This window comes from Labrys sp. F242 (assembly GCF_057813875.1).
Window position 1 is genome coordinate 389,852 of sequence record NZ_JBVASG010000002.1, and the last position, 22,009, is coordinate 411,860.

Annotated in this window: 18 protein-coding genes; 8 read left to right on the plus strand and 10 right to left on the minus strand. The window is 64.3% G+C overall.

The genetic code is table 11. The features are described from left to right. The first annotated feature begins 122 nt into the window (after positions 1-122). Both ACZYTC_RS17305 and ACZYTC_RS17310 read left to right on the plus strand, forming a co-directional pair. Entirely contained in the window at positions 123-2,660 is a 2,538-nt protein-coding gene (locus tag ACZYTC_RS17305; protein ID WP_441772943.1) for an ABC transporter permease, read from the plus strand. Positions 2,661-2,835: 175 nt separating this feature from the next. Beyond that, complete coding sequence (locus tag ACZYTC_RS17310) at positions 2,836-3,612, plus strand: Bax inhibitor-1/YccA family protein (protein WP_441772944.1); 777 nt, start codon at positions 2,836-2,838, stop codon at positions 3,610-3,612. A gap of 65 nt (positions 3,613-3,677) precedes the next feature. Here ACZYTC_RS17310 and ACZYTC_RS17315 read toward each other — a convergent pair whose 3' ends face one another. Continuing rightward, positions 3,678-4,952, minus strand: coding sequence for an NAD(P)/FAD-dependent oxidoreductase (locus ACZYTC_RS17315; protein WP_488990171.1), 1,275 nt, complete (start codon positions 4,950-4,952; stop codon positions 3,678-3,680). Between the two features lie 215 nt (positions 4,953-5,167). Next, entirely contained in the window at positions 5,168-6,058 is an 891-nt protein-coding gene (locus ACZYTC_RS17320) for a LysR family transcriptional regulator (RefSeq protein WP_488990172.1), read from the minus strand. A 130-nt stretch (positions 6,059-6,188) separates the two neighbouring features. On the opposite strand from ACZYTC_RS17320, the gene ACZYTC_RS17325 reads away from it, so the two are divergent. Together ACZYTC_RS17325 and ACZYTC_RS17330 are read left to right on the plus strand one after the other, a co-directional pair. Further along, positions 6,189-7,199 (plus strand): threonine dehydratase, encoded by a 1,011-nt coding sequence (locus ACZYTC_RS17325; protein ID WP_434959252.1) that lies wholly within the window; start codon positions 6,189-6,191, stop codon positions 7,197-7,199. Between the two features lie 65 nt (positions 7,200-7,264). Then, positions 7,265-7,729: a RidA family protein gene (locus ACZYTC_RS17330; protein WP_434959251.1), complete on the plus strand. Its 465-nt coding sequence runs from the start codon at positions 7,265-7,267 to the stop codon at positions 7,727-7,729. 182 nt (positions 7,730-7,911) lie between these two features. On the opposite strand, the gene ACZYTC_RS17335 is transcribed toward ACZYTC_RS17330, so the two are convergent. From ACZYTC_RS17335 to ACZYTC_RS17365, 7 genes are all read right to left on the minus strand, one after another. Further along, positions 7,912-9,531, minus strand: a complete 1,620-nt coding sequence (locus ACZYTC_RS17335; protein WP_488990173.1) for an AMP-binding protein — start codon at positions 9,529-9,531, stop codon at positions 7,912-7,914. 7 nt (positions 9,532-9,538) lie between these two features. Next, entirely contained in the window at positions 9,539-10,144 is a 606-nt protein-coding gene (locus ACZYTC_RS17340) for a CAP domain-containing protein (protein ID WP_434959249.1), read from the minus strand. A gap of 14 nt (positions 10,145-10,158) precedes the next feature. Continuing rightward, positions 10,159-13,032: a DUF3772 domain-containing protein gene (locus ACZYTC_RS17345; protein ID WP_488990174.1), complete on the minus strand. Its 2,874-nt coding sequence runs from the start codon at positions 13,030-13,032 to the stop codon at positions 10,159-10,161. A gap of 185 nt (positions 13,033-13,217) precedes the next feature. Beyond that, positions 13,218-13,694: a GNAT family N-acetyltransferase gene (locus ACZYTC_RS17350; RefSeq protein ID WP_488990175.1), complete on the minus strand. Its 477-nt coding sequence runs from the start codon at positions 13,692-13,694 to the stop codon at positions 13,218-13,220. Positions 13,695-13,696: 2 nt separating this feature from the next. After that, positions 13,697-14,170, minus strand: coding sequence for a GNAT family N-acetyltransferase (locus ACZYTC_RS17355; protein ID WP_488990176.1), 474 nt, complete (start codon positions 14,168-14,170; stop codon positions 13,697-13,699). Beyond that, positions 14,170-15,081 carry a 3,5-dioxohexanoate:acetyl-CoA acetone transferase gene (gene kce / locus ACZYTC_RS17360; RefSeq protein ID WP_441772951.1) on the minus strand — a complete coding sequence of 304 codons (912 nt, stop codon included), beginning with the start codon at positions 15,079-15,081 and terminating at the stop codon, positions 14,170-14,172. The genes ACZYTC_RS17355 and kce overlap by 1 nt, the downstream gene beginning before the upstream one ends. Before the next feature lie 8 nt (positions 15,082-15,089). Next, positions 15,090-16,430: an aspartate aminotransferase family protein gene (locus ACZYTC_RS17365; protein ID WP_488990177.1), complete on the minus strand. Its 1,341-nt coding sequence runs from the start codon at positions 16,428-16,430 to the stop codon at positions 15,090-15,092. Positions 16,431-16,736: 306 nt separating this feature from the next. On the opposite strand from ACZYTC_RS17365, the gene ACZYTC_RS17370 reads away from it, so the two are divergent. Next, positions 16,737-18,038 (plus strand): nicotinate phosphoribosyltransferase, encoded by a 1,302-nt coding sequence (locus ACZYTC_RS17370; RefSeq protein WP_488990178.1) that lies wholly within the window; start codon positions 16,737-16,739, stop codon positions 18,036-18,038. Further along, the gene (locus ACZYTC_RS17375) at positions 18,035-18,607 is read left to right on the plus strand and encodes a hypothetical protein (protein WP_488990179.1); all 573 of its coding nucleotides are present in this window, start codon (positions 18,035-18,037) and stop codon (positions 18,605-18,607) included. Before ACZYTC_RS17370 ends, ACZYTC_RS17375 begins: the two co-directional genes overlap by 4 nt. A gap of 218 nt (positions 18,608-18,825) precedes the next feature. Here the strand turns inward: ACZYTC_RS17375 and ACZYTC_RS17380 are convergent, their stop codons facing one another. After that, a complete protein-coding gene (locus ACZYTC_RS17380; protein ID WP_488990180.1) occupies positions 18,826-19,785 on the minus strand; it encodes a DMT family transporter in 960 nt (319 codons plus the stop codon). 89 nt (positions 19,786-19,874) lie between these two features. Between ACZYTC_RS17380 and ACZYTC_RS17385 the strand changes: the two genes are divergently transcribed. Together ACZYTC_RS17385 and ACZYTC_RS17390 are read left to right on the plus strand one after the other, a co-directional pair. Beyond that, positions 19,875-20,648 (plus strand): AraC family transcriptional regulator, encoded by a 774-nt coding sequence (locus ACZYTC_RS17385; RefSeq protein WP_488990181.1) that lies wholly within the window; start codon positions 19,875-19,877, stop codon positions 20,646-20,648. An 87-nt stretch (positions 20,649-20,735) separates the two neighbouring features. Continuing rightward, positions 20,736-21,782 carry an aldo/keto reductase gene (locus ACZYTC_RS17390; protein ID WP_434959240.1) on the plus strand — a complete coding sequence of 349 codons (1,047 nt, stop codon included), beginning with the start codon at positions 20,736-20,738 and terminating at the stop codon, positions 21,780-21,782. Positions 21,783-22,009 lie beyond the last annotated feature (227 nt).

The following is a 22,009-nucleotide window of genomic DNA, read 5'->3' on the forward strand; positions in this document are numbered from 1 at the left end:
ATGAAGCCTATATCATGCCTGCCACGACCTCGCGCAATATCACGGTGCGCACGGCTTGCGGTAAACGGAGCGCGCCCCCACTTTGCCTTGATTCGGCCTTGTCCTTCCGCTCAACATCACCGATGTCCCTGTCTTCGCTTCCCCTTCCCCTGCGCTTTGCCCTGCGCGAATTGCGCGCCGGTATCCGCGGTTTCGGTATCTTCCTGGCCTGCCTCGCCCTCGGCGTCATGGCGATCGCCGGGGTCGACGCCATCTCCAGCGCCCTGTCGGACGGGCTGCGCAGCCAGGGCCGGGTGATCAATGGCGGAGACATCGAGTTCACCCTGGTGGGCCGCGAAGCCAGTCCCGAGGAACTCGCCTTCATCGGTCAGCAGGGCCGCCTCTCGATCGCGGCGAGTACGCGGGCCATGGCGCGGACGCCGGACGGACAAACCGCCCTGGTCGAGATCAAGGCGGTCGACCAGGCCTATCCCCTGCTCGGCGCGGTCGAGTTCGGCCAGGGCAAGGCGCTGTCATCAACCATCGGAGGCCAGGGCAGCCGGGTCGAGGCGGCCGCGGACGCCGCTTTGTTCGTCCGGCTCGGCCTGCAGCCGGGCGCCGGCGTCACCGTCGGCAATCTGAGCGTCACCCTGGCCGATCGCCTCATCGGCGAGCCAGACAAGATCGCCGGCGGCATTTCCTTCGGGCCGCGGCTGATGATCACCCTGGACGCCCTGCGTGAAAGCGGCCTGATCCAGCCGGGATCGCTGATCCGCTGGCGCTATCGCCTGGTCCTGCCGCCGAATGTCTCGCCGGATGCCATCAGGCAGAAGGCCAATGAAGCCTTTCCCCAGGCCGGATGGGAGGTGAGAACCCGTGACGATGCCTCACCGGAACTCCGCCGCGGCATCGAGCGCTTCACCATGTTCATCACCCTCGTCGGGCTGACGGCCCTGCTGGTGGGCGGCGTCGGCGTCGCCAACGCGGTGCGGGCCTTCGTCGAGCGCCAGCGTGACAGCATCGCCACGCTGAAGACGCTGGGGGCCGGCGCCAATCTGGTCACCGGCATCTATCTCACCCAGACCTTGCTCCTGGCCGCCCTCGGCATCGCCATTGGCCTTGCCGCCGGCGCCGCCCTGCCCTTCATCCTGGCCTATGGCTTTGCCGACTATCTGCCACTGCCGATCACGCCGGTGCTCAACCCGGCGGGACTGGCGCTCGCTGCCCTCTATGGCCTGCTCACCGCCCTCGCCTTCTCGCTGCTGCCGCTGGGACGGGCCAGGGACATCTCCGTATCAGCGCTGTTCCGCGATGCCATCGCCCCGACACGACGCTGGCCCGCGCCGACTGTGCTGATCCCGGCCGGGCTGGCCGTCGCAGCCCTGATCGCCCTGGCCGTATTCTTCGCTGCCGACCGCAGGGTCGCCCTGGTCTATGTCGGCTCCGCGCTCGGCGCCTTCATCCTGCTGCGCGTGGTGGCGAGCCTCCTGATGGCTTTGGCCCGCCGGCTGCCCCGTCCGCACAACACGCCGCTGCGCCTGGCTGTCACCAACATCCACCGCCCCGGTGCAGCCACGCCTTCCGTGGTGCTGTCGCTCGGCCTGGGCCTGTGCCTGCTGGTGGCGCTGACCCTGGTCGACGGCAATATCCGCCACCAGCTCTCCGCCGCCATTCCAGACAAGGCGCCGAGCTTCTTCTTCGTCGACATCCGCCGCACCGATGCGCCCCGCTTCGACGCCTTCCTCAAGCAGGCCGCTCCGCAGGCGACCAGCGAGCGCGTTCCCATGCTGCGCGGGCGTATCGTCAGCGTGAAGGACGTGCCGGCGGAGAAGATCAAGCCGCCGCCGAACATCGCCTGGGTACTGAGCGGCGATCGCGGCGTCACCTTCACCGATGCGGTGCCTCCAGGCTCACGCGTGGTCGAGGGGCAATGGTGGGGTCCCGATTATACCGGTCCGCCCTTGGTCTCCCTGGAGCAGGAGGTCGCGCACGGCCTCGGCCTCGGCGTCGGGGATCCCATCACCGTCAATGTGCTCGGCCGCAACATCACCGCCAAGGTCGGGGCGCTGCGCAAGCTGGAATGGCAGAATTTCGGCATCAATTTCGTGCTGGTCTATTCGCCAAACACCTTCAAGGGCGCGCCGGTGACCGACATCGCCACCCTGACCTTCCCCCATGGGGCGGGTGATGCCGTCGAACTCGGCCTGCTCAAGCAAGTCGCCGACGCCTTCCCGATGGTGACGGCCGTGCGTATCAAGGACGCGCTGCAGAGCTTCGCGGATCTCGCCGGCCAGCTCGCCATGGCGATCCGGGCCGCCGCCGCCATCGCCCTGGTCGCCTCGATCCTGGTGCTGGCCGGGGCTCTGGCCGCTGGGCAGAGCAGCCGGCTCTACGATGCCGTCATCCTCAAGGTGCTCGGCGCCACGCGCGGGCGCATCCTGTTCGCCTTCATTCTCGAATATGGCCTGCTGGGCCTCGCCACCGCCCTGTTCGGCGTGGTTGCCGGCACGGCTTGCGCTTGGCTGATCGTCACCTATCTGATGAATTTCAGCTTCACCTTCCTGGCCGGACCGGCCTTCGGCGCCGCTTTCGGGGCCCTGGCGCTGACCATCCTGTTCGGACTGGCCGGCACCTGGCGCATCCTGCGCCAGAAACCGGCCTCGCACCTGCGCAGCCTCTAGGCTGGAACGGCAGGTGTTTGGAAAAGCAGGCGTTGAGGCTGAAGTTCAGGGAGCGAAGGTCGATCGCCCCAGGGCTGCATGCCGGCAACATTGCAAGCAATTCACTTAACTGTTTCAATCGGAAGCACTACATAGATGGTAGCTTCTGCGGCAAGTGCCGCTTTTGGAGAGACACATGGCTTTCAATGATCCTCGTTTCTCGGCCGGCACCGTCTCCGACGTCCGCGCCGGAGCACCGGCGATCGATCAGGGCCTGCGCGCGTTCATGCTCGCGGTCTACAACCACATGACCCTCGGCGTGGCCATCACCGGCCTGGTGGCGCTCGGCGCCTACATGGCTTCGGGGATCGTGGTCAACGAGGCGGGCAAGATCGTCGAGCTGAACTCGTTCGGGATGTTCCTGTTCAACTCCCCCTTCAAGTGGGTGGTCGCGTTCGCTCCCCTTGGCATGGTGTTCTGGATGAACATGGGAACGGAAGGTCGCTCGGTTCAGACCACGCGCGTTCTGTTCTATGTCTTCTCGGCACTGATGGGTCTGTCGCTGTCGACGATCTTCCTCGTCTACACGCATGGCTCGATCGCCCGCGTCTTCTTCATCTCGGCTGCCAGCTTCGGTGCCCTAAGCCTCTACGGCTACACCACCAAGCGTAATCTGTCGGCCTTCGGCGCCTTCCTGATGATGGGCCTGATCGGCCTGCTGCTCGCCAGCCTGGTCAACCTGTTCTTCCCCTCGGGCATGCTGACCTTCGCGATCAGTGTCGCCGGCGTCGGCATCTTCGCAGGCCTGACTGCCTACGACACCCAGATGCTGAAGTCGCTCTATGTGGACAACGCGCACAGCTTCAGCCGTGACGAGGGCGAGAAGCTCGCCGTCCATGGCGCGCTGACGCTCTATCTCGACTTCATCAACCTCTTCATCATGCTGCTGCGCCTGCTCGGCGACCGCCGCTGATCTCTGAAGAGTTTGGTACCGATTGCGCCGGCCGGGGTCCTCCCCGGCCGGTTTTGTTTTGGCGATCAGAACCGTTGATCGGCCAGATGTGCTGCCGCCGCCCCGAATTCGAGGCCGGCTTCCCGCCATCGCCTGAACCGCCGTCTTTCCGGTTGGCCGATCGGGAGCGGCAGATCCGCTTCACCGACCGCGCCGGCAATGAAATCGGCCGCCAGCATGCCGAAGGCCGTACCGGGTGCGATGCCACGACCATTATAGCCGCCGATCGCCAGCATGTTCTCGCCGAGCCATTCGATTCGGGGCAAATGGTCCCCTGTCATGCCGATGACGCCCTGCCAGGCCGTCTCCAGCTGGAGAGGCCCGATGTGAGGGAAGACTTTCGCCAGCATCCGCCTCGCCCAAGCCCGATGAATCGGGCCTCCTGGGCCCCTCAGCGCCCCGACCGAGCCGATGATCAGCCGTCCCGCCCGGTCGAGCCGGATGGCGGAGATCAGCCTGCGCGTATCGATCAGGGCCTGTTGCGAGGGCAGTATCGTCCGTCTCTGCTCCGAGCCCAGCGGCATCGTCGCGGCATTGAAGAAGGGCAGGCGGAGCTGAGCCTCGCGCTGCGGCGCCAAGGCGCCGATGCTGTAGCTTTCGCCGGCCACCAGTACCCATGATGCGGATACGGAGCCCCAGTCGGTGGCGATACACCAGGCCCGGTCGCGGCGCACCAGCCGCCGCGCAGCACTGGCGGTGAAAATGCGGGCGCCGGCATGGGAGGCAGCGGTGGCCAGCCCCCTCGCATAGGACAGGGGCTGGATGGTTCCGGCCCGTCGGTCTTCCAACGCGCCGGCGAAGCACGGACTGCCCGTGCGGGCTACCGTTTCCAGGGCTGCCAGGCGGTTGATCGTGATGCCGCGAACAGCCCATTGCCGTGCGCGCTCCTCGATCTCGGCCAGGCCGGCGGCTCCGACGGCACAATGCAGCGTGCCGTTGCGCTCGGCCTCGCAGGCGATGCCATGCCGCGCGATCAGATCGAAGACACGGGCCGGAGCTTGTCCCAGGCAGTCGATCAGGCGCTCGCCGTGACTGGGACCGAGACGCCGAACGATCTCGTCTGGCATGACCCATAGCCCCGCATTCACCAGGCCCGAATTCCGCCCGGCTCCTCCGAACCCGATCTGTTCGGCCTCGATCAGGACGACATCCACGCCGATCTCGGCCAATCGCAATGCAGCCGATAGGCCGCCATAGCCGCCGCCGATGATCGCGACCTCCGCCTTCACCGCGCTGGACAGCGAAGGGAACGGGCGGATGGGCGCAGCCGTCGTCTTCCATAGCCCATGCGTATCGGCCATGCAGGTACTCCACCCGGTTCGAAAACGAGATTTGAGGTCTTACTTGTTCGGATGGCTCCACGCGTCAGTTCAATTCAAAATGGACTGACTTTCATTGGAATACACCATCAAGACGTTCGATCTTTATTCAAGACCGGAGCCATTCCTAGTCATGGATTTTCAAGGATCCATTCCGTTTCAGAATACGAGCGTTGCACCCTCACCCGCCGCCCGCTTCAGGTTCTGGCGCATTCGGCGATCAGCCAGGCCTTGAACCGGGCGAGCGGCGGATGGAGTCCCCTCTCCGGCGGCCAGACCAGATAATAGCTGTCCTCGCTGGGGCTTGTCCGGTCCAGGGCCGGCACCAACTCGCCGCGGCGCAATTCCTCCTCGATCAGGAAGGTCGGCAGCAGGGCAATGCCGAGACCGGCGGTGGCAGCACTGGCAAGGGGGCCAAACTGGTCGAACATCATGCCGTGGACGCCCTCGGCGGGGGCGCCCTCAGCGCTCAGCCATTTTTCCCAAGCGTCGGGACGTGAGACCAGGATGAGGAGCGGAGCTGCCCGCAGATCCTGCGCCGAGGAAAAGCCGAACCGGGCCAGCAGATCGGGGCTGCAGACCGGCATCACCTCCTCCTTGCGCAAGAAGGCGCATTCGGCCCCCTGCCACTGCGCCTTGCCGAAATGAATGGCCGCATCCAGCGGTTCAGCGCGAAAATCGAACTGGTCGAGGCGAGTGACCAGGTTGAGGATGATCTCGGGATGAGCCTGCCGGAAGGCCGGCAAGCGCGGTGCGAGCCAGCGCATGGCGAACAAGGGCAACACAGCCAGATTGAGCGTGCCGCCATTGGGATTGGCCCGAAAGTTCAGCGAGGCGATGCTGATCCGCCGCAGGGCATCGCGCACTTCGCGCACATAGCTGTCGCCTGCCAGGGTCAGGCGCATCGTCAGCCGCTCTCGCACGAAGAGGTCCCCACCGAGCTGTTCCTCCAGCGCCTTGACGTGCCGGCTGACCGCGCCCTGCGTCAGGTTCAGCTCTCGCGCAGCGGCGGTGACGCTGCCGGTACGGGCGACCGCATCGAAGGAGGTCAGCAGCGCTATCGACGGCAGCAGGCGGCGGGGAATCATGCACGTATTCCATTTCAGAATAGATTGTTGAGCAATCGGCACTTGGCGACAAGAGATTTCCAGGCAACGATACCTAATATTCGACATTCAAGAATAGATAAAATTTCAGTATTCGTCACCAAATGAGGAAATGATGATCACCTCCAATGTAGAGATCGGCCCGAATGTCGACGCCTATAGATTTGGCTTCAATGCACTGGCCGAGGCACGCGACATCGTGCGGCGGGTGGTGCAGCCGACACCGCAGATCGAATGGCCCCTGCTCGCCCAGCGCACGGGCGCGCAAGTATGGGTCAAGCACGAGAACCACCTGCCGACCGGCGCCTTCAAGATGCGCGGTGGCCTGGTGCTGGCTCATGCGCTCCTGGCGGGACGCCATGGCCCGGTGCCATCAGGCGTGATCACTGCAACCGTCGGCAATCACGGGCTGAGCCAGGCTTTTGCCGGCCGGCGTGCCGGGCTCCAGGTGACGATCGTGGTGCCCGAGAACAACAATCCGGAGAAGAATGCCGCGATCAAGGCTCTCGGCGCCGAGCTGATCGAAGCCGGCCACGACTTCAGCGCCGCCTATGAGATCGCCCAGGGTCTTGCCCGCGAACGCAGGCTCCATCTGATCGAGCCCTTCCATCCCGATCTCGTCCGCGGCGTCGCCACCTGGGCCTATGAATTCTTCGAGGCCGTGCAGGAGGTCGACACCGTCTATGTGCCGATCGGCCTTGGTTCGGGTATATGCGGCCTGATCCGTACGCGCGACCTCTTCGGCCTGAAGACCAGGATCGTCGGTGTCGTCTCCAGCCATGCCGCGGCCTACGCCCTCTCCTTCGAGGCCGGCAAGGTGGTTAGCACGCAGACGGCGCAGACCATCGCCGATGGCGTAGCGGTTCGCGTTCCCAGGGCCGATGCTCTCGAGATCATCCGCCGCGGCGCCGATCGCATCGTGACGGTGAGCGACGACGAGGTCCGCCTGGCCATGCGGGCCTATCACGAGGATACGCATAATCTCGCCGAAGGCGCTGCCGCAACGCCACTCGCTGCGCTGCTGCAGGAGCGCGCGCGGATGGGAGGACAGCGCGTCGGACTGGTGATGACGGGCGCCAACATCTCCCGTCCGCTGCTCGCGCAAGTGTTGTCGGCGACATGAGCCCGGCCACGGCATTCGCCCATCGCAGCACCGCGCCCAAATCTCAAGGCCTTAAGGAGGCTCTCATGTCCGGAACCATCGCCCGCCAGCTCGCAGCAAAGCATATTGAACTGCCCAACGCCGCCGCACCGGTCGCCAATTATACGCCGGTGGTCATCGCCAATGGCACCGCTTTCGTCTCGGGCCAGGTCTGCTCCTGGAACGGTGAATTCAAGTTCATCGGTCGCGTCGGCGGCGATTTCAGCGCCGAGGAAGGCCGGCAGGCCGCGCGAATGGCCGGCCTCAACATCGTTGCCCAGCTCCAGAACGCCCTCGGCGATCTCGACAGGGTCAAGCGCGTGCTGCGCCTCAACGTCTTCGTCAATTCGGCCGAGAGCTTCACAGAGCAACCCAAGGTCGCCAACGGCGCTTCCGATCTGATGGTCGAGGTCTTCGGCGAAGCCGGCCGCCATACCCGCTCCGCGGTGGGCGTGGCGCAACTGCCGCTCGGCGTTGCCGTCGAAGTCGACGCCATGTTCCAGGTCGACTGAGCGGCTTCACCAAGCCTCGCAAAGGATCGAATGAATTCAATAATTTCGTCATTGCGAGCGAGGCGAGGCAATCCGGCCATCGTTGTGCGGCAAACCTGGACTGCTTCGCTGTGCTCGCAATGACCGCTATGGCATTGCATGCAATTGCAGCGACAGGGCAAAGCACATCGAGCTTCTCGCCCTCAGTCGAGTTCGCGCAAGGCCCGGCGGATGATCTTTCCCGACGAGGTCAGCGGCACGGAATCGACATAGGCGATCACGCGCGGATATTCGTGGGCGGACAGGCGCTCGCGCACGAAAAGCTGCAGATCGGCGGACATGGCCTCGGACGCCGTGAAGCCTGGCTTGAGCACCACGAAGGCCTTGACGATCTCGGTGCGCAGGCTGTCGGGCATGCCGACCACGGCCGCCATGGCGACAGCGGCATGGCGCATCAGACAGTCCTCAATCTCACCCGGGCCGATGCGATAGCCGGCCGAGGTGATGATGTCGTCGCCGCGCCCGACAAAGTGCACATAGCCGTCAATGTCGCGCCGCGCCTTGTCGCCGGTCATCAGCCAACCATCGCGGTATTTCGCCGTGGTGGCGGTGGCATTGCCCCAATAGCCCAGGAACATCACCGGATCGGGCGCGCGTATGGCGATCTCGCCGATCTCGTCCGTGGGGCTTTCCTGCCCCTCTTCATCGATCACTGCCACGCGATGGCCCGGCACGGCCTTGCCGATGGCGCCAGGCCGGCTAACGCCCAACTCATGGCAGGAACCGAGCACGAGGTTGCATTCGGTCTGGCCATAGAGCTCGTTGACCGGAAAGCCGAAGACCGCCTCGGCCCAGGCAAAGGTGCCCGGCCCCAGCGTCTCGCCGGCCGACATGATCGAGCGCAGGTGGGTGCGATAGACCTGGCCGGGTTGATGCGCCGCCTGGAGCATGCGCAGGGCCGTGGGCGGCAGGAAGGCATTGCGGACCTTGAAGTCCCAGAGCAGTCCCAGCACCTCGTCCACCGAGAACTTGGCATGAAGGCCAGCCACCACCGGTACGCCCAGAGCCAGACTGGGCAGCAGCACGTTGAGCAGGCCGCCAGCCCAGGCCCAGTCGGCCGGCGTCCACATCACATCGTCGGGCTGGCCGAGGCCGGGATGGGCGAAGCGCAAGCCCGGAATATGGCCTGACACCACGCGATGCCCATGCAGCGCACCCTTCGGCTGGCCCGTGGTGCCGGAGGTGTAGATCATCATCGCCGGATCGTCGGGACTGGAGGCGACCGGCGTCAACTCGCCCTTGGCCCCGGCGATCAGACGGTGGAAGTCGAGCGCGCCGCCGCCGGCCCCGTCAACGCTGATTACCGTCTCCAGATCCGGCAGCCTGGCCTCGATCTCGCCCAGCTTGGCGAGTCCATTCTCATCGAGCAGCACGGCCTTGGCGCCGGAATCACGCAGGCGGAAGCTCAGCGCATCCGGGCCGAACAGCACCGCGAGTGGCAGGGAGATGGCACCGAGCTTGGCCACAGCGAGATGAGCGATCACCACCGCCGGCGATTGCGGCAGCAGGATCGCGACGCGGTCGCCTTCGCGGATACCCAGACGCTTCAACGCCAACGCGAAGCGGTCGGAGGCCTCGCGCAAGGCACCATAGCTGATGCGCTCGCTGCCGCCGCCGGGCAGCAGGCGCAGGATGGCCAGCTTGTCGGGATCGCGCTTGGCCCAGACATCGCAGACATCCACGCCGATATTGTAGCGCGCCGGCAGATCCCAGCGGAAGTCGCGCCTGGTGTCGTCGTAGTTCTGCTTGTCAGGCCCGCTCATGCCGCACTCAACTCCCGAACAGGCCGCCGAAGAGACCCCCGGAGCTTCTCACACGCGTGGGCCTGCGCACCACGCGCACCACTGGGCCGGCCCCGAAGGCCTGCGCCTCCTCGGGCCTTGAGGGGTCGCCGGCAACCGCCATGGCCCAATAGACCCGCTCGCCAGCCCTGGCAATGGCGATACCGAAGCGGGTGGCACCTGGCATCAATAGATTCTCGTCATGCTCAGGCGAGTTCTTCCACTGCTTCATGGCGTCGAGATCGGTATAGGTGCCGTAGGAGACGTTCTCACCGATCTTGGAATCGTCGAGCCCGGCCGATTTGACGCGGGTGGAGAAGCTGCCGCCGATCGAATGGGAGAGCTGGTTGGCCGAGGCCATGGCATTGGCCTGGCTCTGGGCGAAGGCCGTCAGGCGCGAATCCAGCGCCACAGCGGTGAGGCCCTTGCTCTGGCGATATCGGGTCAGCCAGTCGCGTGCCTGCGCCGGATTGAAGGATACGGGGCGGCGTTGATAGGAAACGGTTTCGGGCTTTTGCGTGAGGGCGCAACCGCCCAATCCCAAGGCAACACCCAAGACAAGAAAAGTGGCCGCAGCCACCCTCATGCGCGACATCGAGTTCTCCACGGTCAAGATCCCGCCGGAGCCGGCGGGGTTGAAGGCTTGGCAGCGGTGGGCTCTGCGACAGGAGCCTCCGCCTCGGGCTTGTCGCCCTTGAGCTTGGCGGTGAGCGCCGCCTGCAGTTCGGGTTCGAACAGAATGACCCTCTGTGGTGGCGCCGCAGCGCCCTGCCCATGCAGGCGGATGCCCTTGGCCCGGAAATTCTTGAAGATGCGGGCCAGCAGGTCGCTCTTGACCGCAACCTGCGTCTCCATGCTGGCAACCATCACGATGAGTTCGAATTCGAGCCCTACATCCATCGAGGTCATGTAGACCTGGGGCCGCGGCGTCGGCAGGATGCGTGGATCGTCCTCCGGTGCTGCCAGCATGGCCGCCTTCACCGCATCGATATCGCTGTCATAAAGCACGGTCAGGGCGATGCGCAGCCGGCTCCAGGTATTGCCATAGACCCAGTTCTTCACCGAGCCGGTGATCAGGGTCGAGTTGGGGATGATCAGCGTGGCGCGGTCATAGGTCTCCAGCGTGGTCGAACGCACGGAGATGCGGCGGACATAGCCTTCCTCACCGGCAGCGGCGATGATGTCGCCGACCCGGATCGGGCGTTCGGCCAGCAGGATCAGGCCGGAAACGAAATTACCGGCAATACCCTGCAGGCCGAGACCGAGACCGACCGACAAGCCGCCAGCGACGATGCCGATATTCTGCCAGCTCACACCGACCTCGGACAGACCGGCCGAAATGGCGAGGATGAAGCCGAGATAGCCGATGATGGTGGCGATCGAATTCTGCACGCCCGAATCGAGGGAGGTGCGCGGTAGCAGCGTATTGCCGAGCCAGCCCTTGATCAGGCGCATCACCGCCCAGATGATGATGAACAGCACGATGCCGCTGATGATCGACGAGGGTGAAATCGTCAGCTCACCGATCTTGAAGCCGAAATAGGCCCGCTGGATCGCCGGCGCCATGTCGGTCGAATAGAGGCCGAAGGGCAGTCCGAGGCTGCCGACGGCAAAGGAGATGATCAAAAAGCGCAGGACACCGGACAGCAGGGTCGCCCCAAACGTGACCTGCTTGGAGGTCACGCCGATGGTGCTCGCCACCGCGCGGCGGCGGTCGACGTCCGAGATCAGCCGCTCGGTCAGGGCCGAATCGACCAAAGTGGTGAGCAGGTAGCTCGCTGCCACCACGCACAGGACCAGCAGCGGGAAGACCGCCGCCGCGACCGCGAGCGTGCTGTAGCCGATGGCAAGGCACACGGCCATCACCACCACGGAGAGCCATCCGATCGGCCTGAGAATGTCGAGCCCTGTCAGGTCTTCGTCAGGCGCCAGCGTACGCCCGTCCACCACCGTCGGCGGAGCGTTGCGGATGCGGATGAGCAGGGAGACGATAATGGCGAGATAGAAGATAGCCGAAATCGTTTCGCGGGCGACGCTAAGGGAAGGATCGGCGTGGAGAGACCGGATAAGGCCGTCCAGGAGGATGGAGAGGCCGAGCACCACCGCGAGCCAGCCCATGCGCCGCCCGATACGGCGGACGGCCCAGTCGCTCAGGGGCAGCAGGCGCAGTTCGGCATGGCCCTCGGCCAGGACCGCCTGCGCCAGAGCCCATAGGCCAAAGCCGATCGAAGAGGCAGCAATCAGGCGCGAGCCGTAATTGGTGATCACGTCTTCCGGCACCAGCCCTGAAAGATCGAAGGCCAGCACCGCCACGAAGATGCCGACCGGCACCCCGAGCATGATGTGGACGATGCCGAGCACCGCATCGAGCGAGGCGACATAGCGCCGCGAGGCTCGCTTGCTGCGCGGCAGGCGGGCACGCCAGCGCTGGATGCGCAGGCGCAGGAACTGCGTGACGGCATAGCCGATGGCGATGGTCAGCAGGAAGATGGCGATGGTGGTGGAATTGACCTTCGACACCAGATAGTTGCTGTGGCGCGAAAACTCGCGCCCTGCGGTCTCCCCGGCCCTGGGCAGGTTTTCCAGCACCGGAACCCAGAATTCGCCCGAGAAGGGGCTGTTGCCGCTCTTTAGCAGACGGCCGGTGAGTTGCTCTCGCTGCCGCTCCGTGATCGTATTGGAGAGGTTCGCCGCTCGCGTGGACTGGTCTCCCGCCACCTTGAGCACACCAGTAAGCAGGCTTTGCAGATCCTTTTGTGTACCGCGCGTCTCGGCGATATCGGCACTTTCGGACGGATCGGGCTCTCCCAGTTTCTTGAGCCTGTCCGCGGACTGGTCCCGCATGGGCGTGACCTTCGTCTGCACGTCAGACAGATTGATGATGGCCGTATCCACCGTGCTGCGCAGCTCATCCAGGATCTTCGACGCGTTCTCCTGATCGGTGGGGAGGCTGGTCAGAGCCGCCTCCACCCCATCAAGCGACTTCTGCTCCTTGGCCAGCGCATTGTTGAAGGGGCGGACCGTGATGGTATTGACGATCTGGTCGGCGCGCGAGATCTGCTTTTGCGTCTCGGCGGCGACATCGTTCAGCTTGGCGAGCAGATCGGAGGCCGCCTTGCGGGCCTCGGTCGTGGCCTTGGCCTCGGGCGGATCGACCGGTTTGGGCTGCGGCGGAAAGGCGTCGAGCGCCGCCTTGGCCTTGTCGCGGACCGGAACGATGGTGCCCAGCAAGGCGGCAAGATCGGTGCGTCTCTTGCTGACCGTCTCGCGCAGATCCTGCAGGGATTTCTGCGCCTCATCGCCATTGTCGGTAATGGTGGCGAGCTGGGTGGCGATGTCGTCCAGCGACTTCTTGTCGAGGGCCAGCCCCGTCTGGAAACCGGTCAGTGCCTCGGCGTCCTGCGCCCTCGCCGCCATGGGGGCGGCGACAAGCGTGAGGAGCAGGCTGCACAGCAGTAGGAAACGGGAAAGCGAACGAAACATGCCGGGAAACTAGAGTGTTTTGCGCTTTGGTGGAATCACCAAGACGCGCAAAACACGCGTCAAAACGGGAGAACCAAAGCAAAATCGCATTTCCACTGAAAACGCCCTGCTCTGGAGGCTGTTACGGCCTGATGGCGGAATTTGCAGGCGGCATTATGGCATAACAGCCTGGTTTGATGCCTAAATCAGCGTGCGGGTGCCCTCTTCTCGAAGACATCGAGGGCAAAGGGGCCGATATTCTCTTCCATCAGGCGCCATCCCAGCCCGGCATAGAAGCTGCGCTTGTCGACCTCGGCGCAGAGATAGGCCTGGCCGAACCCACGGCGGAAGGCGAGTTCCGCCACCGCCGCCACGGCGGCGGCACCGTGCCCCTGGCGACGGAATTCCGGCTCGATCCACACGGCGGCAACCCAGGGCGTGAGCGCCGGGCGTTCCTCGAGATCGCTGGCGATCAGCGACGCAGTACCGACGAAATCATTGCCTCGATGTGCCACCAGGCAGGCCGGCAATGTGCCCGTAGCCGTCAGATTCTCGGCAAACAGGCTCGACACGGTTTCGAGAGACTCCCCTTGTTCCTGCCACCAGGCGCGCCAGACCCGGTCGGCGACCACGTCGAGGAAATGGGGCTGGTCACGCAGATCGGAAATCTCGATGGCACTCATAATCAACTCTTCTCAATCAGATCGATGAAACCCGGCTCGTCCAGCACCAGGAAGCGATCATGGTCGAGCGTGCGGAAGCCGTGCCGCCGGTAGAAACGTAGCCCCGCCTCATTGCCGGCATCGAGGTCGAGGCGCATGAAGCGCGCGCCACGCTGGCGGCCGCGCCGGGCCGCCTCGGCCAGCAGGCGGATGCCGATATGCTCGTTGCGCCGCAGCGGCGCGACATAGAGGTCGACCACGAAGACACCATTGGCGCCGCGCCAGGTCGAAAAACTGTCCTGGTGCACGAGATAGCCGGCGAGGCCACCCTCCGGTGGCTCCGCAACGACAATACCGATGCTGGGAATGGCCCCGAAAGCCTCGGCACGCAGAATATCACCCGTCGTGCCGACCTTGACCCCGAACAAGGCCGCAAGCTCGCCCACCATCGCCGCGACGGCATCGCAGTCCTCCGGCGTGGCGGGACGGATCCGCATCAGCGCGACCGGATGCCGATGATGGCGCGGGCCTCGTCCGGTGTAGCGATGGCCAGGCCCAGTTCCTCGAGAATGGTGCGGATCTTGGTGACCTGCTGGGCATTGGAGCTGGCGAGCTGACCCTTGCCGATCCACAGATTGTCCTCGAGCCCGACGCGGACATGGCCGCCCATCACTGCCGCCATGGTGCCGAGCGCCATCTGGTTGCGGCCGGCAGCCAGCATCGACCACTCGTAATCATTGCCAAACAGCTTGTCGGCCGTGCGGCGCATGTCGACCACGCTGTCGGGATTGGCGCCGATGCCGCCGAGGATGCCAAGCACGGTCTGCACGAACAACGGCGGCTTCACCAGCTTGCGGTCGAGGAAATGGGCGAGCGTATAAAGGTGGCCGACATCGTAGCATTCGAACTCGAACCGCGTGCCGAGCGGGCCCATGGTGGTGAGAATGTGCTCGATATCGGCCAGCGTGTTCTTGAACATGCCGCCGCGCGTCGCCTCCAGGAAGGGCACCTCCCAATCGTGCTTCCACTCGCGCGGCCGGTCCAGCATCGGATAAAGCCCGAAATTCATGGTGCCGAGATTGAGTGAGCACATTTCGGGCTGAAGGCTCGCTGGCCCCTTCAGGCGTTCCTCGATGCTCATGCGGGCCGAGCCGCCGGTGGTGATGTTGACGATGGCGTCAACAGCCTCGCGGATGCGCGGCACGAATTGCTCGAAAACGGTCACATCGGGCGTCGGCGCGCCCGTCTTGGGATCACGCGCATGCAGATGCAGCACCGCAGCTCCGGCTTGCGCCGCCTCGATGGCAGAGGCGGCGATTTCCTCCGGCGTCACCGGCAGATGCGGCGACATCGATGGCGTATGGATCGAGCCGGTGATCGCGCAGGAAATGATGACCTTGTTCGCCATGACAGCCTCTATGCTCCAATGTCCTTGAGGGCCTGGCGCAGCGATATCGCGAAGCGCCCGGCAATTTCACTCAACTCGCCGTCGGTGGCGTTGTAGGGCGGCGCCAGGATCACTGTGTCGCCCCTGATGCCGTCGACATTGCCGCCCGAAGGGTAGCAGATCAGCCCGTTGGCGAACGCACGTGCGCGGATCTTGAGGAACAGCGCCTTGTCCGCCGGGAAGGGCTCCTTGCTGTCGCGGTCGGCAACGATCTCGATGCCGGTGAAGAAGCCGCGGCCCCTGATATCGCCGATCTGGGCAATGCCGTGGAGGGCATCGGCCAGGGTGCGCTTGAATTCCTCGCCCTTCACGGCGACGTGCTGCACCAGCCCGTCGCGCTCGACGATGCGCTGCACGGCGACGCCGGCGGCGCAGGCGGCGGTATGGCCGGTGAAGGTATGCCCGGTCTGCGGGCCGCCGTCGACGGCATTGATCGGTTCGGCGACCCTGTCGGAATATACAGCCGCACCAAGCGGCAGATAGCCCCCGCCCAGACCCTTGGCCACCGTCATGATGTCGGGGAGGACACCGTCATGTTCGAGCGCGCGCCAGGTGCCGCAGCGCCCGGCGCCGCACATCACCTCGTCGGCAATCATCAGCACGCCATAGCGGTCGCAGATCTCTCGCACTTTCCTGGCATAGCCCGGCGGCGCCGGCACCACACCGCCGGCAGCGCCCACCACCGGCTCGAACACGAAGGCCGCGACCTTGTCGGGACCGAGTTCCAGGATCTTGTCTTCGAGTTCCTGGGCGCAAGCCGCGCCAACATCCGCCGGCACCACGCCGGCCGGCGGCCGGTAGACATTGGCGGGCGAGAGGCGCGGCACGTCGACGAGCGCGCCCTCAAAGGAAATGCGGCGTTCGCGGAAGCCCGAGAGCGCCAGCGCCCCTAGCGTGTTGCCGTGCCAGGAGCGCTCGCGCGAAATGAAGCGCCGCCGGCTCATTTCGCCCCGCGCCGCGAAGTATTGCAGGGCCAGCTTCAGGGCCGATTCCACCGCCTCCGAACCGCCGGATACGAACACCATATGCCGGAGCGTGCCTCCGCAGAGCCGGCCGACGCGCTCGGTCAACTCCTCCAGCGGATCGGAGGTGAAATTGTAGCGATAACCATGGGCGATGCGATCGAGCTGGTCCTTGATCGCCTGGTTGACCTCCTCATTGCCGTGGCCGAGGCAATAGACGGCGGGTCCGCCCGAACCGTCGAGATATTGCTTGCCGTCGACATCGGTAAGCACGAGGCCCTTGCCCCAGGCGATCTTGGGCAAGCCTGCCCCCGCCACCGAGGTCGATTCCGCGACGTCGCCCACCATTCCCGTCTCCATGCCCGAAAAGCCGCGCGCCGATATCGTTTCGGCGCCCTGTTTTGTAGGACTTATGGAAGGCGGTGTCTGTGGGCGTCAAGCGCAGCAAAGCCGCAGGGCCTCTTCGGAGCGCGGACTTCCAGTTCGCTCCGGCAGTCCACTCTTGGCCACGACCAGCTTGCGTAAGAAGAGCGGATGTCGCGATGTGCCTGCATGTCGTTGAGAAGTCCGCGCTCCCAGCGCTACTTGATCTTGCCCTTCAATCCACGCATGGTCCGCTCTTTCGCCGGCTATGGTGGCTTTGGGGCACTTTTCATGAATATCGATATTGCCAAGAGGGTGTACGATCGGACCTGGAAGCTCGACCCGATCGTCCGCAGCCTCCTGGACACGGACTTCTACAAGCTCCTGATGCTGCAGCCCATCCATGCCCGGCATGAGAATGTGCGCACCACCTTCACCGTGATCAACCGCACCAAATCGATCAACCTCGCCGCGGTGATCGACGAGAAGGAACTGCGTGACCAACTCGACCACGCCCGCACTTTGCGCTTCGGCAAGCGCGAGCTGATCTGGCTGCGCGGCAACACCTTCTATGGCAAGCAGCAGATCTTCCGGCCCGAATTCCTCGACTGGCTCGCCGATTTCAGCCTGCCGGACTACGATCTGCGCATCGAGAACGGCGATTATGTGCTCGAATTCGACGCGCCCTGGAGCCAGGCCACCATGTGGGAAGTGCCGGCGCTCGCCATCATCAACGAGCTGAAATCCAGGGCCGCCACCCGCTCCATGGGCCGCTTCGAGCTCGACATCCTCTATGCTCGCGCCAAGGCCAAGCTGTGGGACAAGATCGAGCGGCTGAAGAAGCTGGAAGGCTTGCGTATCTCCGATTTCGGCACCAGGCGGCGCCATTCCTTCCTGTGGCAGAGCTGGTGCGTGGAGGCGATGAAGGAGGGGCTGGGCAGCGCCTTCGTCGGCACCTCCAACGTGCTGCTCGCCATGAACAACGACCTGGAATCGATCGGCACCAACGCCCATGAGCTGCCCATGGTCTATGCGGCGCTGTGCGAGGAGGACGGCTGCCTGCGCGAGTCGCCCTACAAGGTGCTGGAGATGTGGCGCGATTTCTATGACGGCAATTTGCTGATCGTGCTGCCCGACACCTTCGGCACCGCCGCCTTCCTGGAGCGCGCGCCCGACTGGGTGGCCGACTGGACGGGCATGCGCCCCGATTCCAAGCCGATCCAGGAGGCCGGCGAGGAGATCATCGCCTGGTACAGGGCGCGGGGCCGCGACCCTGCCAAGAAACTGATCATCTTCTCCGACGGCCTCGACATCGATTCCATCGAGACCGCTCATAAGAGCTTCAACGGCCGCATGCGCCCCTCCTATGGCTGGGGCACCAATCTCACCAACGATTTCCGCGGCTGCGGCTCGCATCCCATCCCGCTGCTCGATCCGATCTCGCTGGTGTGCAAGATCACCTCGGTCAACGGCAAGCCGGCGGTGAAGCTCTCCGACAACCTCGCCAAGGCCACGGGCGGCAAGGAGGCGATCGATCGCTACCTGAAAGTCTTTGGCGAGGAAGGGCGCGGCGTGCAGGTGGTGAGTGTATGAGAAGACTCACACTTTATTGGCTTACCGTCGGCATTTGGTGCATCGGAACGTACTCTGCCGGGGCAGAAGAACAACCGGTTCGCTTTCGGACCTTCGAAACGGTCATGAAAGAGTTGCTGACGCAGTTTCATCTGGACTCATACACGGGCCGTGCGGGTTACGTGACGATCCGGATGAATCCCACGGTTGCCTCCCTTCCATGGGAAGGGCCTTTCAGAACAGTGGCGAGAGAAGAGCGTTATCGATTCTGGCAAGCACAAACAGACATCCCTGAATTTAATGCCGTCGTGGTCAATAGCCCCGACTGGACCGCGCTCTATAAAACAGAACTCAAGCAATTCGCACCGATCAAGGAGCTTGATTCTACTCTTCTACCAAAGAAACCAACAGATAAAATCATATATCCTTGTAATATCGATAGATACATGTGCCGATCGATATTTCTATTTGGAAATTTTCAAGTAACCTCGGAATTATATTACAACGCATCCAAACCTCGCATCGATCTCCAACCGAAAGCCTCGTCCGATGAACACCCCTTCCGCTTTGGCACGGTCGTCGACTACTGAGAGAAGCCAACAGCCGTTTTAATAAAGAGATGACTGTGGTGTTCAGGCTGATCCACCTTCTCTGGAAGACAAGCTTCCGGACGGTCCTCAGCTCCGGTGTGTAGGGCACAAGGTCGGCGCCTATGAGAGCTGGTTCCACGCCATGGCCCGGCAAGGCATCGAGGCTGCGGATCGTGGCGACTTCGTCCCGAAGGACGAGGTCACCAAGCACTTCGCCGCTATGTTGATCGTCTACCTCGACTAACTCCCTCCGCCACCTCAGCCACGGCTCGCCCACCCAGCGGCCGCTTCAGCAGTTGCGCCGCGATCACGCCCGCCAGCACCAGGCCGCCGCCGATGACGTGGTAGGAGCGGATGGGCTCACCCAGCATGACGATGGCTGCGAGGGCAGTGAACACCGGCAGCAGATTGAGGAAGATGGCACAGCGGCTGGGGCCGAGATGCTCGACCCCGCGGATCCACAAGACCGGCAGCACCACCGAGGCAGCACAGCCGGCATAGGCGATCAGCGGCAGCGTCTCCGTGTTGAGAGCCCTGAGCGGTGCCGGCGTCGCCAAAAGCGCCGGGAACATCACGGCCAGCGAGCACAACGCCTGCATATAGGTCGATTGCCAGCCCGAGACCGGCAGGTTCCAGCGCTTGAGCAGCACCGAATAGAGCGCGTAGACCAGACCCGCCAGCAGCATCAGCGCATCGCCGGGATGCACGCCGTCCCGCACGAGGCCGCCGAGTTCGCCGGCGCTGACCAGATAGACGATGCCGACGATCGAGAGGACGCCGCCGCCGACCATACCGATGGTCGGCCGCTCACCCAACATCATTGCGCTCAGCGCCACCGTCAGCAAGGGCGAAAGCGCCGTGAACACCGCCATGTTGGTCGCCGTGGTCGAGCCGGCGGCGAGGTAGGACAGGCTCTGGAACAGGCACATGGCCAGGAAGCCGAGCACGGCGAATTGACCGAGATGGCGCCAGAGTATCGCCCGGTTGCGCCAGGCCGGCACGCCGACGAAGAGGGTCATCAGGCCGACCGCCAGCACGAGGCGGTAGAACGTGATGGCCTGGGGCCCGATGGCGTGGGCCGACAGCCTGGAGACGATGACGTTGCCGGCCCACAGGACGATGGCGAAGAAGGGATAGAGCAAGGACAGGGGAGTGGCGGAGGAGGGTTTGAAGGACATGGCATACCCGTGACGTGAACGGGCGGACATTGCCGCTTTTCACCGAGTCCGTCTCACGCTAATCTAACATTGACTATTGCGATTGAGACATGAGTGACGACCGTACCACCCGCCACCTCGCCTTCCACGACACCGAACGCGCGGTCGTGGCGATGGAGATCGACTATCCCGATGGGTCCTCGACTGGATGGCACGCTCATCCGCGCGCGCAGTTGCTCCATGCCATCCAGGGCGTGATGATCGTCCGCTCGCAGGCCGGCAGCTGGGTGGTGCCACCCAACCGGGCCGTCTGGCTGGTCGGCGGTATCGAGCATGAAGTGCGCATGTGCGGCGACGTGAAGATCCGCACCGTCTTCATCGATCCCACCGTCTCCGCCACCCTGCCCGCCGACAATTGCGTGATCGCCGTCCCCCCCCTCCTGCGCGAGCTGATCGTCGCCGCCGTTGCCATCCCGCTCGACTATCTTCCGGGCGGCCGCGACGAAAGGCTGATGCAATTGCTGCTCGACGAGCTCAAGCTTCTCGACGTCCTGCCGCTGCATCTACCGATGCCGACGGACGTCCGCCTGCGCAGCATCTGCCGGCACCTGATCGCACACCCCGAAAGCGAGGAGACGGCGCAGGGCTGGGCGCGGCGGCTCGGCATCACGCCCAAGACCGTGCATCGCCTGTTCGCCAGCCAGACCGGGCTCACTTTCGGCCAATGGCGCCAGCAGGCAAGGCTGCTCTTTGCCCTGGAACGCCTGGCCAGCGGCGCCCGTATCATCGATGTCGCCTATGACAGCGGCTATGCCAGCCAGAGCGCCTTCACCGCGATGTTTCGCCGGCATTTCGGCCTGCCACCCAGCGATTTCTACCGCTGACGCCACCGCCGCAAATGCCCGCCAGGGCTTGCCAAGCCCGTCGCGCTTGCTTCAAACAGGGTCTTCCCGTTTCCCGGATCCTTTTTCATGAAATTCCATAAGCTCGGCCGTACCGGCCAGGACGTTTCCGTGATCTGCCTGGGCACCATGACCTGGGGCGAGCAGAACAGCGAGGCCGATGGCTTCGCCCAGATGGATTATGCCCTCGAACAGGGCGTCAATTTCTTCGACACCGCCGAAATGTATGCGGTTCCACCGCGGGCCGAGACCGCAGGTTCGACGGAGCGCATCATCGGCAACTGGTTCAAGGCGCGCGGCATGCGCGACAAGGTGATCCTCGCCACCAAGGTTGCCGGCTCGGGCACCTCGATCTGGCTGCGCGACGCCCAGGAGCCGACCCACCTCAATCGCGCCCAGATGACGGAGGCGCTCGACAAGAGCCTCAACCGGCTCCAGACCGACTATATCGATCTCTACCAGCTCCATTGGCCCGAACGCTCGATGCCCTGGGGTTCCAATCCCACCGCCTTCCGTGCCAGCGATCCCGACGAAACAACCACGATCGCCGAACAGCTCGACGTGCTCGACGGCTTCGTGAAGGCAGGCAAGGTTCGCTGGATCGGCCTCTCCAACGAGAGCGCCTGGGGGGCGATGCGCTTCCTCGCGGAAAGCGAGACGCATGGCCTGGCGCGCATGCAGTCAATCCAGAACGCCTATTCGTTGGTCAATCGCACCTTCGAAACCGCCCTAGCCGAGATTGCCATGCGCGAGCAGCTCGGCCTGCTCGCCTATTCCGCCCTGGCCCAGGGCTATCTCACCGGCAAATACCGAGACGGAGCCCTGCCTACCGGTTCGCGCAAGGCCCTTTTCAACCGGCTGCAGCGCTATGAGAAGCCCGGGGCCGACATCGCCGTCGACGCCTATCTCGACCTCGCCCGCGAGCATGGCCTCGATCCGGCGCAGATGGCGCTCGCCTTCGCCAACACCAGGCCCTTCACCACCGCGACCATCATCGGTGCGACCACCATGGTGCAGCTCAGGACGGCCATCGGCTCGATCGACGTCGCCATCCCGGCCGACCTGGAGGCGCGCATCGATGCCATCCACCAGCTGCACATGAACCCAGCGCCGTAAAAGCCGCCGGAGCCCCCAAGAGCGTCTTGCGACTTGGCGGTCACGCCAGGAACCGCAAAGACGCTCTTGCCAATCCGTTGGATTGGCATGGAACCAAAGAGGGGGAGCAAACAAGCGTTTCCGCCTAGATTCGCTTTGCTCCAAAGGGCCTCATCTCGTTTTCCGCAGAAAAAACCACCAAAGGGAGGGGGCCGCGACGCTTTGCGCTTTCCCCCTGCCGGCAAATC

Excerpts from the sequence above, each read along its gene's own strand:
- ACZYTC_RS17305 (WP_441772943.1), top strand. The coding sequence starts at position 123 with ATGTCCCTGTCTTCGCTTCCCCTTCCCCTGCGCTTTGCCCTGCGCGAA.
- ACZYTC_RS17310 (WP_441772944.1), top strand. The coding sequence starts at position 2,836 with ATGGCTTTCAATGATCCTCGTTTCTCGGCCGGCACCGTCTCCGACGTC.
- ACZYTC_RS17315 (WP_488990171.1), bottom strand. The coding sequence starts at position 4,952 with ATGGCCGATACGCATGGGCTATGGAAGACGACGGCTGCGCCCATCCGC.
- ACZYTC_RS17320 (WP_488990172.1), bottom strand. The coding sequence starts at position 6,058 with ATGATTCCCCGCCGCCTGCTGCCGTCGATAGCGCTGCTGACCTCCTTC.
- ACZYTC_RS17325 (WP_434959252.1), top strand. The coding sequence starts at position 6,189 with ATGATGATCACCTCCAATGTAGAGATCGGCCCGAATGTCGACGCCTAT.
- ACZYTC_RS17330 (WP_434959251.1), top strand. The coding sequence starts at position 7,265 with ATGTCCGGAACCATCGCCCGCCAGCTCGCAGCAAAGCATATTGAACTG.
- ACZYTC_RS17335 (WP_488990173.1), bottom strand. The coding sequence starts at position 9,531 with ATGAGCGGGCCTGACAAGCAGAACTACGACGACACCAGGCGCGACTTC.
- ACZYTC_RS17340 (WP_434959249.1), bottom strand. The coding sequence starts at position 10,144 with ATGTCGCGCATGAGGGTGGCTGCGGCCACTTTTCTTGTCTTGGGTGTT.
- ACZYTC_RS17345 (WP_488990174.1), bottom strand. The coding sequence starts at position 13,032 with ATGTTTCGTTCGCTTTCCCGTTTCCTACTGCTGTGCAGCCTGCTCCTC.
- ACZYTC_RS17350 (WP_488990175.1), bottom strand. The coding sequence starts at position 13,694 with ATGAGTGCCATCGAGATTTCCGATCTGCGTGACCAGCCCCATTTCCTC.
- ACZYTC_RS17355 (WP_488990176.1), bottom strand. The coding sequence starts at position 14,170 with ATGCGGATCCGTCCCGCCACGCCGGAGGACTGCGATGCCGTCGCGGCG.
- kce (WP_441772951.1), bottom strand. The coding sequence starts at position 15,081 with ATGGCGAACAAGGTCATCATTTCCTGCGCGATCACCGGCTCGATCCAT.
- ACZYTC_RS17365 (WP_488990177.1), bottom strand. The coding sequence starts at position 16,430 with ATGGTGGGCGACGTCGCGGAATCGACCTCGGTGGCGGGGGCAGGCTTG.
- ACZYTC_RS17370 (WP_488990178.1), top strand. The coding sequence starts at position 16,737 with ATGAATATCGATATTGCCAAGAGGGTGTACGATCGGACCTGGAAGCTC.
- ACZYTC_RS17375 (WP_488990179.1), top strand. The coding sequence starts at position 18,035 with ATGAGAAGACTCACACTTTATTGGCTTACCGTCGGCATTTGGTGCATC.
- ACZYTC_RS17380 (WP_488990180.1), bottom strand. The coding sequence starts at position 19,785 with ATGTCCTTCAAACCCTCCTCCGCCACTCCCCTGTCCTTGCTCTATCCC.
- ACZYTC_RS17385 (WP_488990181.1), top strand. The coding sequence starts at position 19,875 with ATGAGTGACGACCGTACCACCCGCCACCTCGCCTTCCACGACACCGAA.
- ACZYTC_RS17390 (WP_434959240.1), top strand. The coding sequence starts at position 20,736 with ATGAAATTCCATAAGCTCGGCCGTACCGGCCAGGACGTTTCCGTGATC.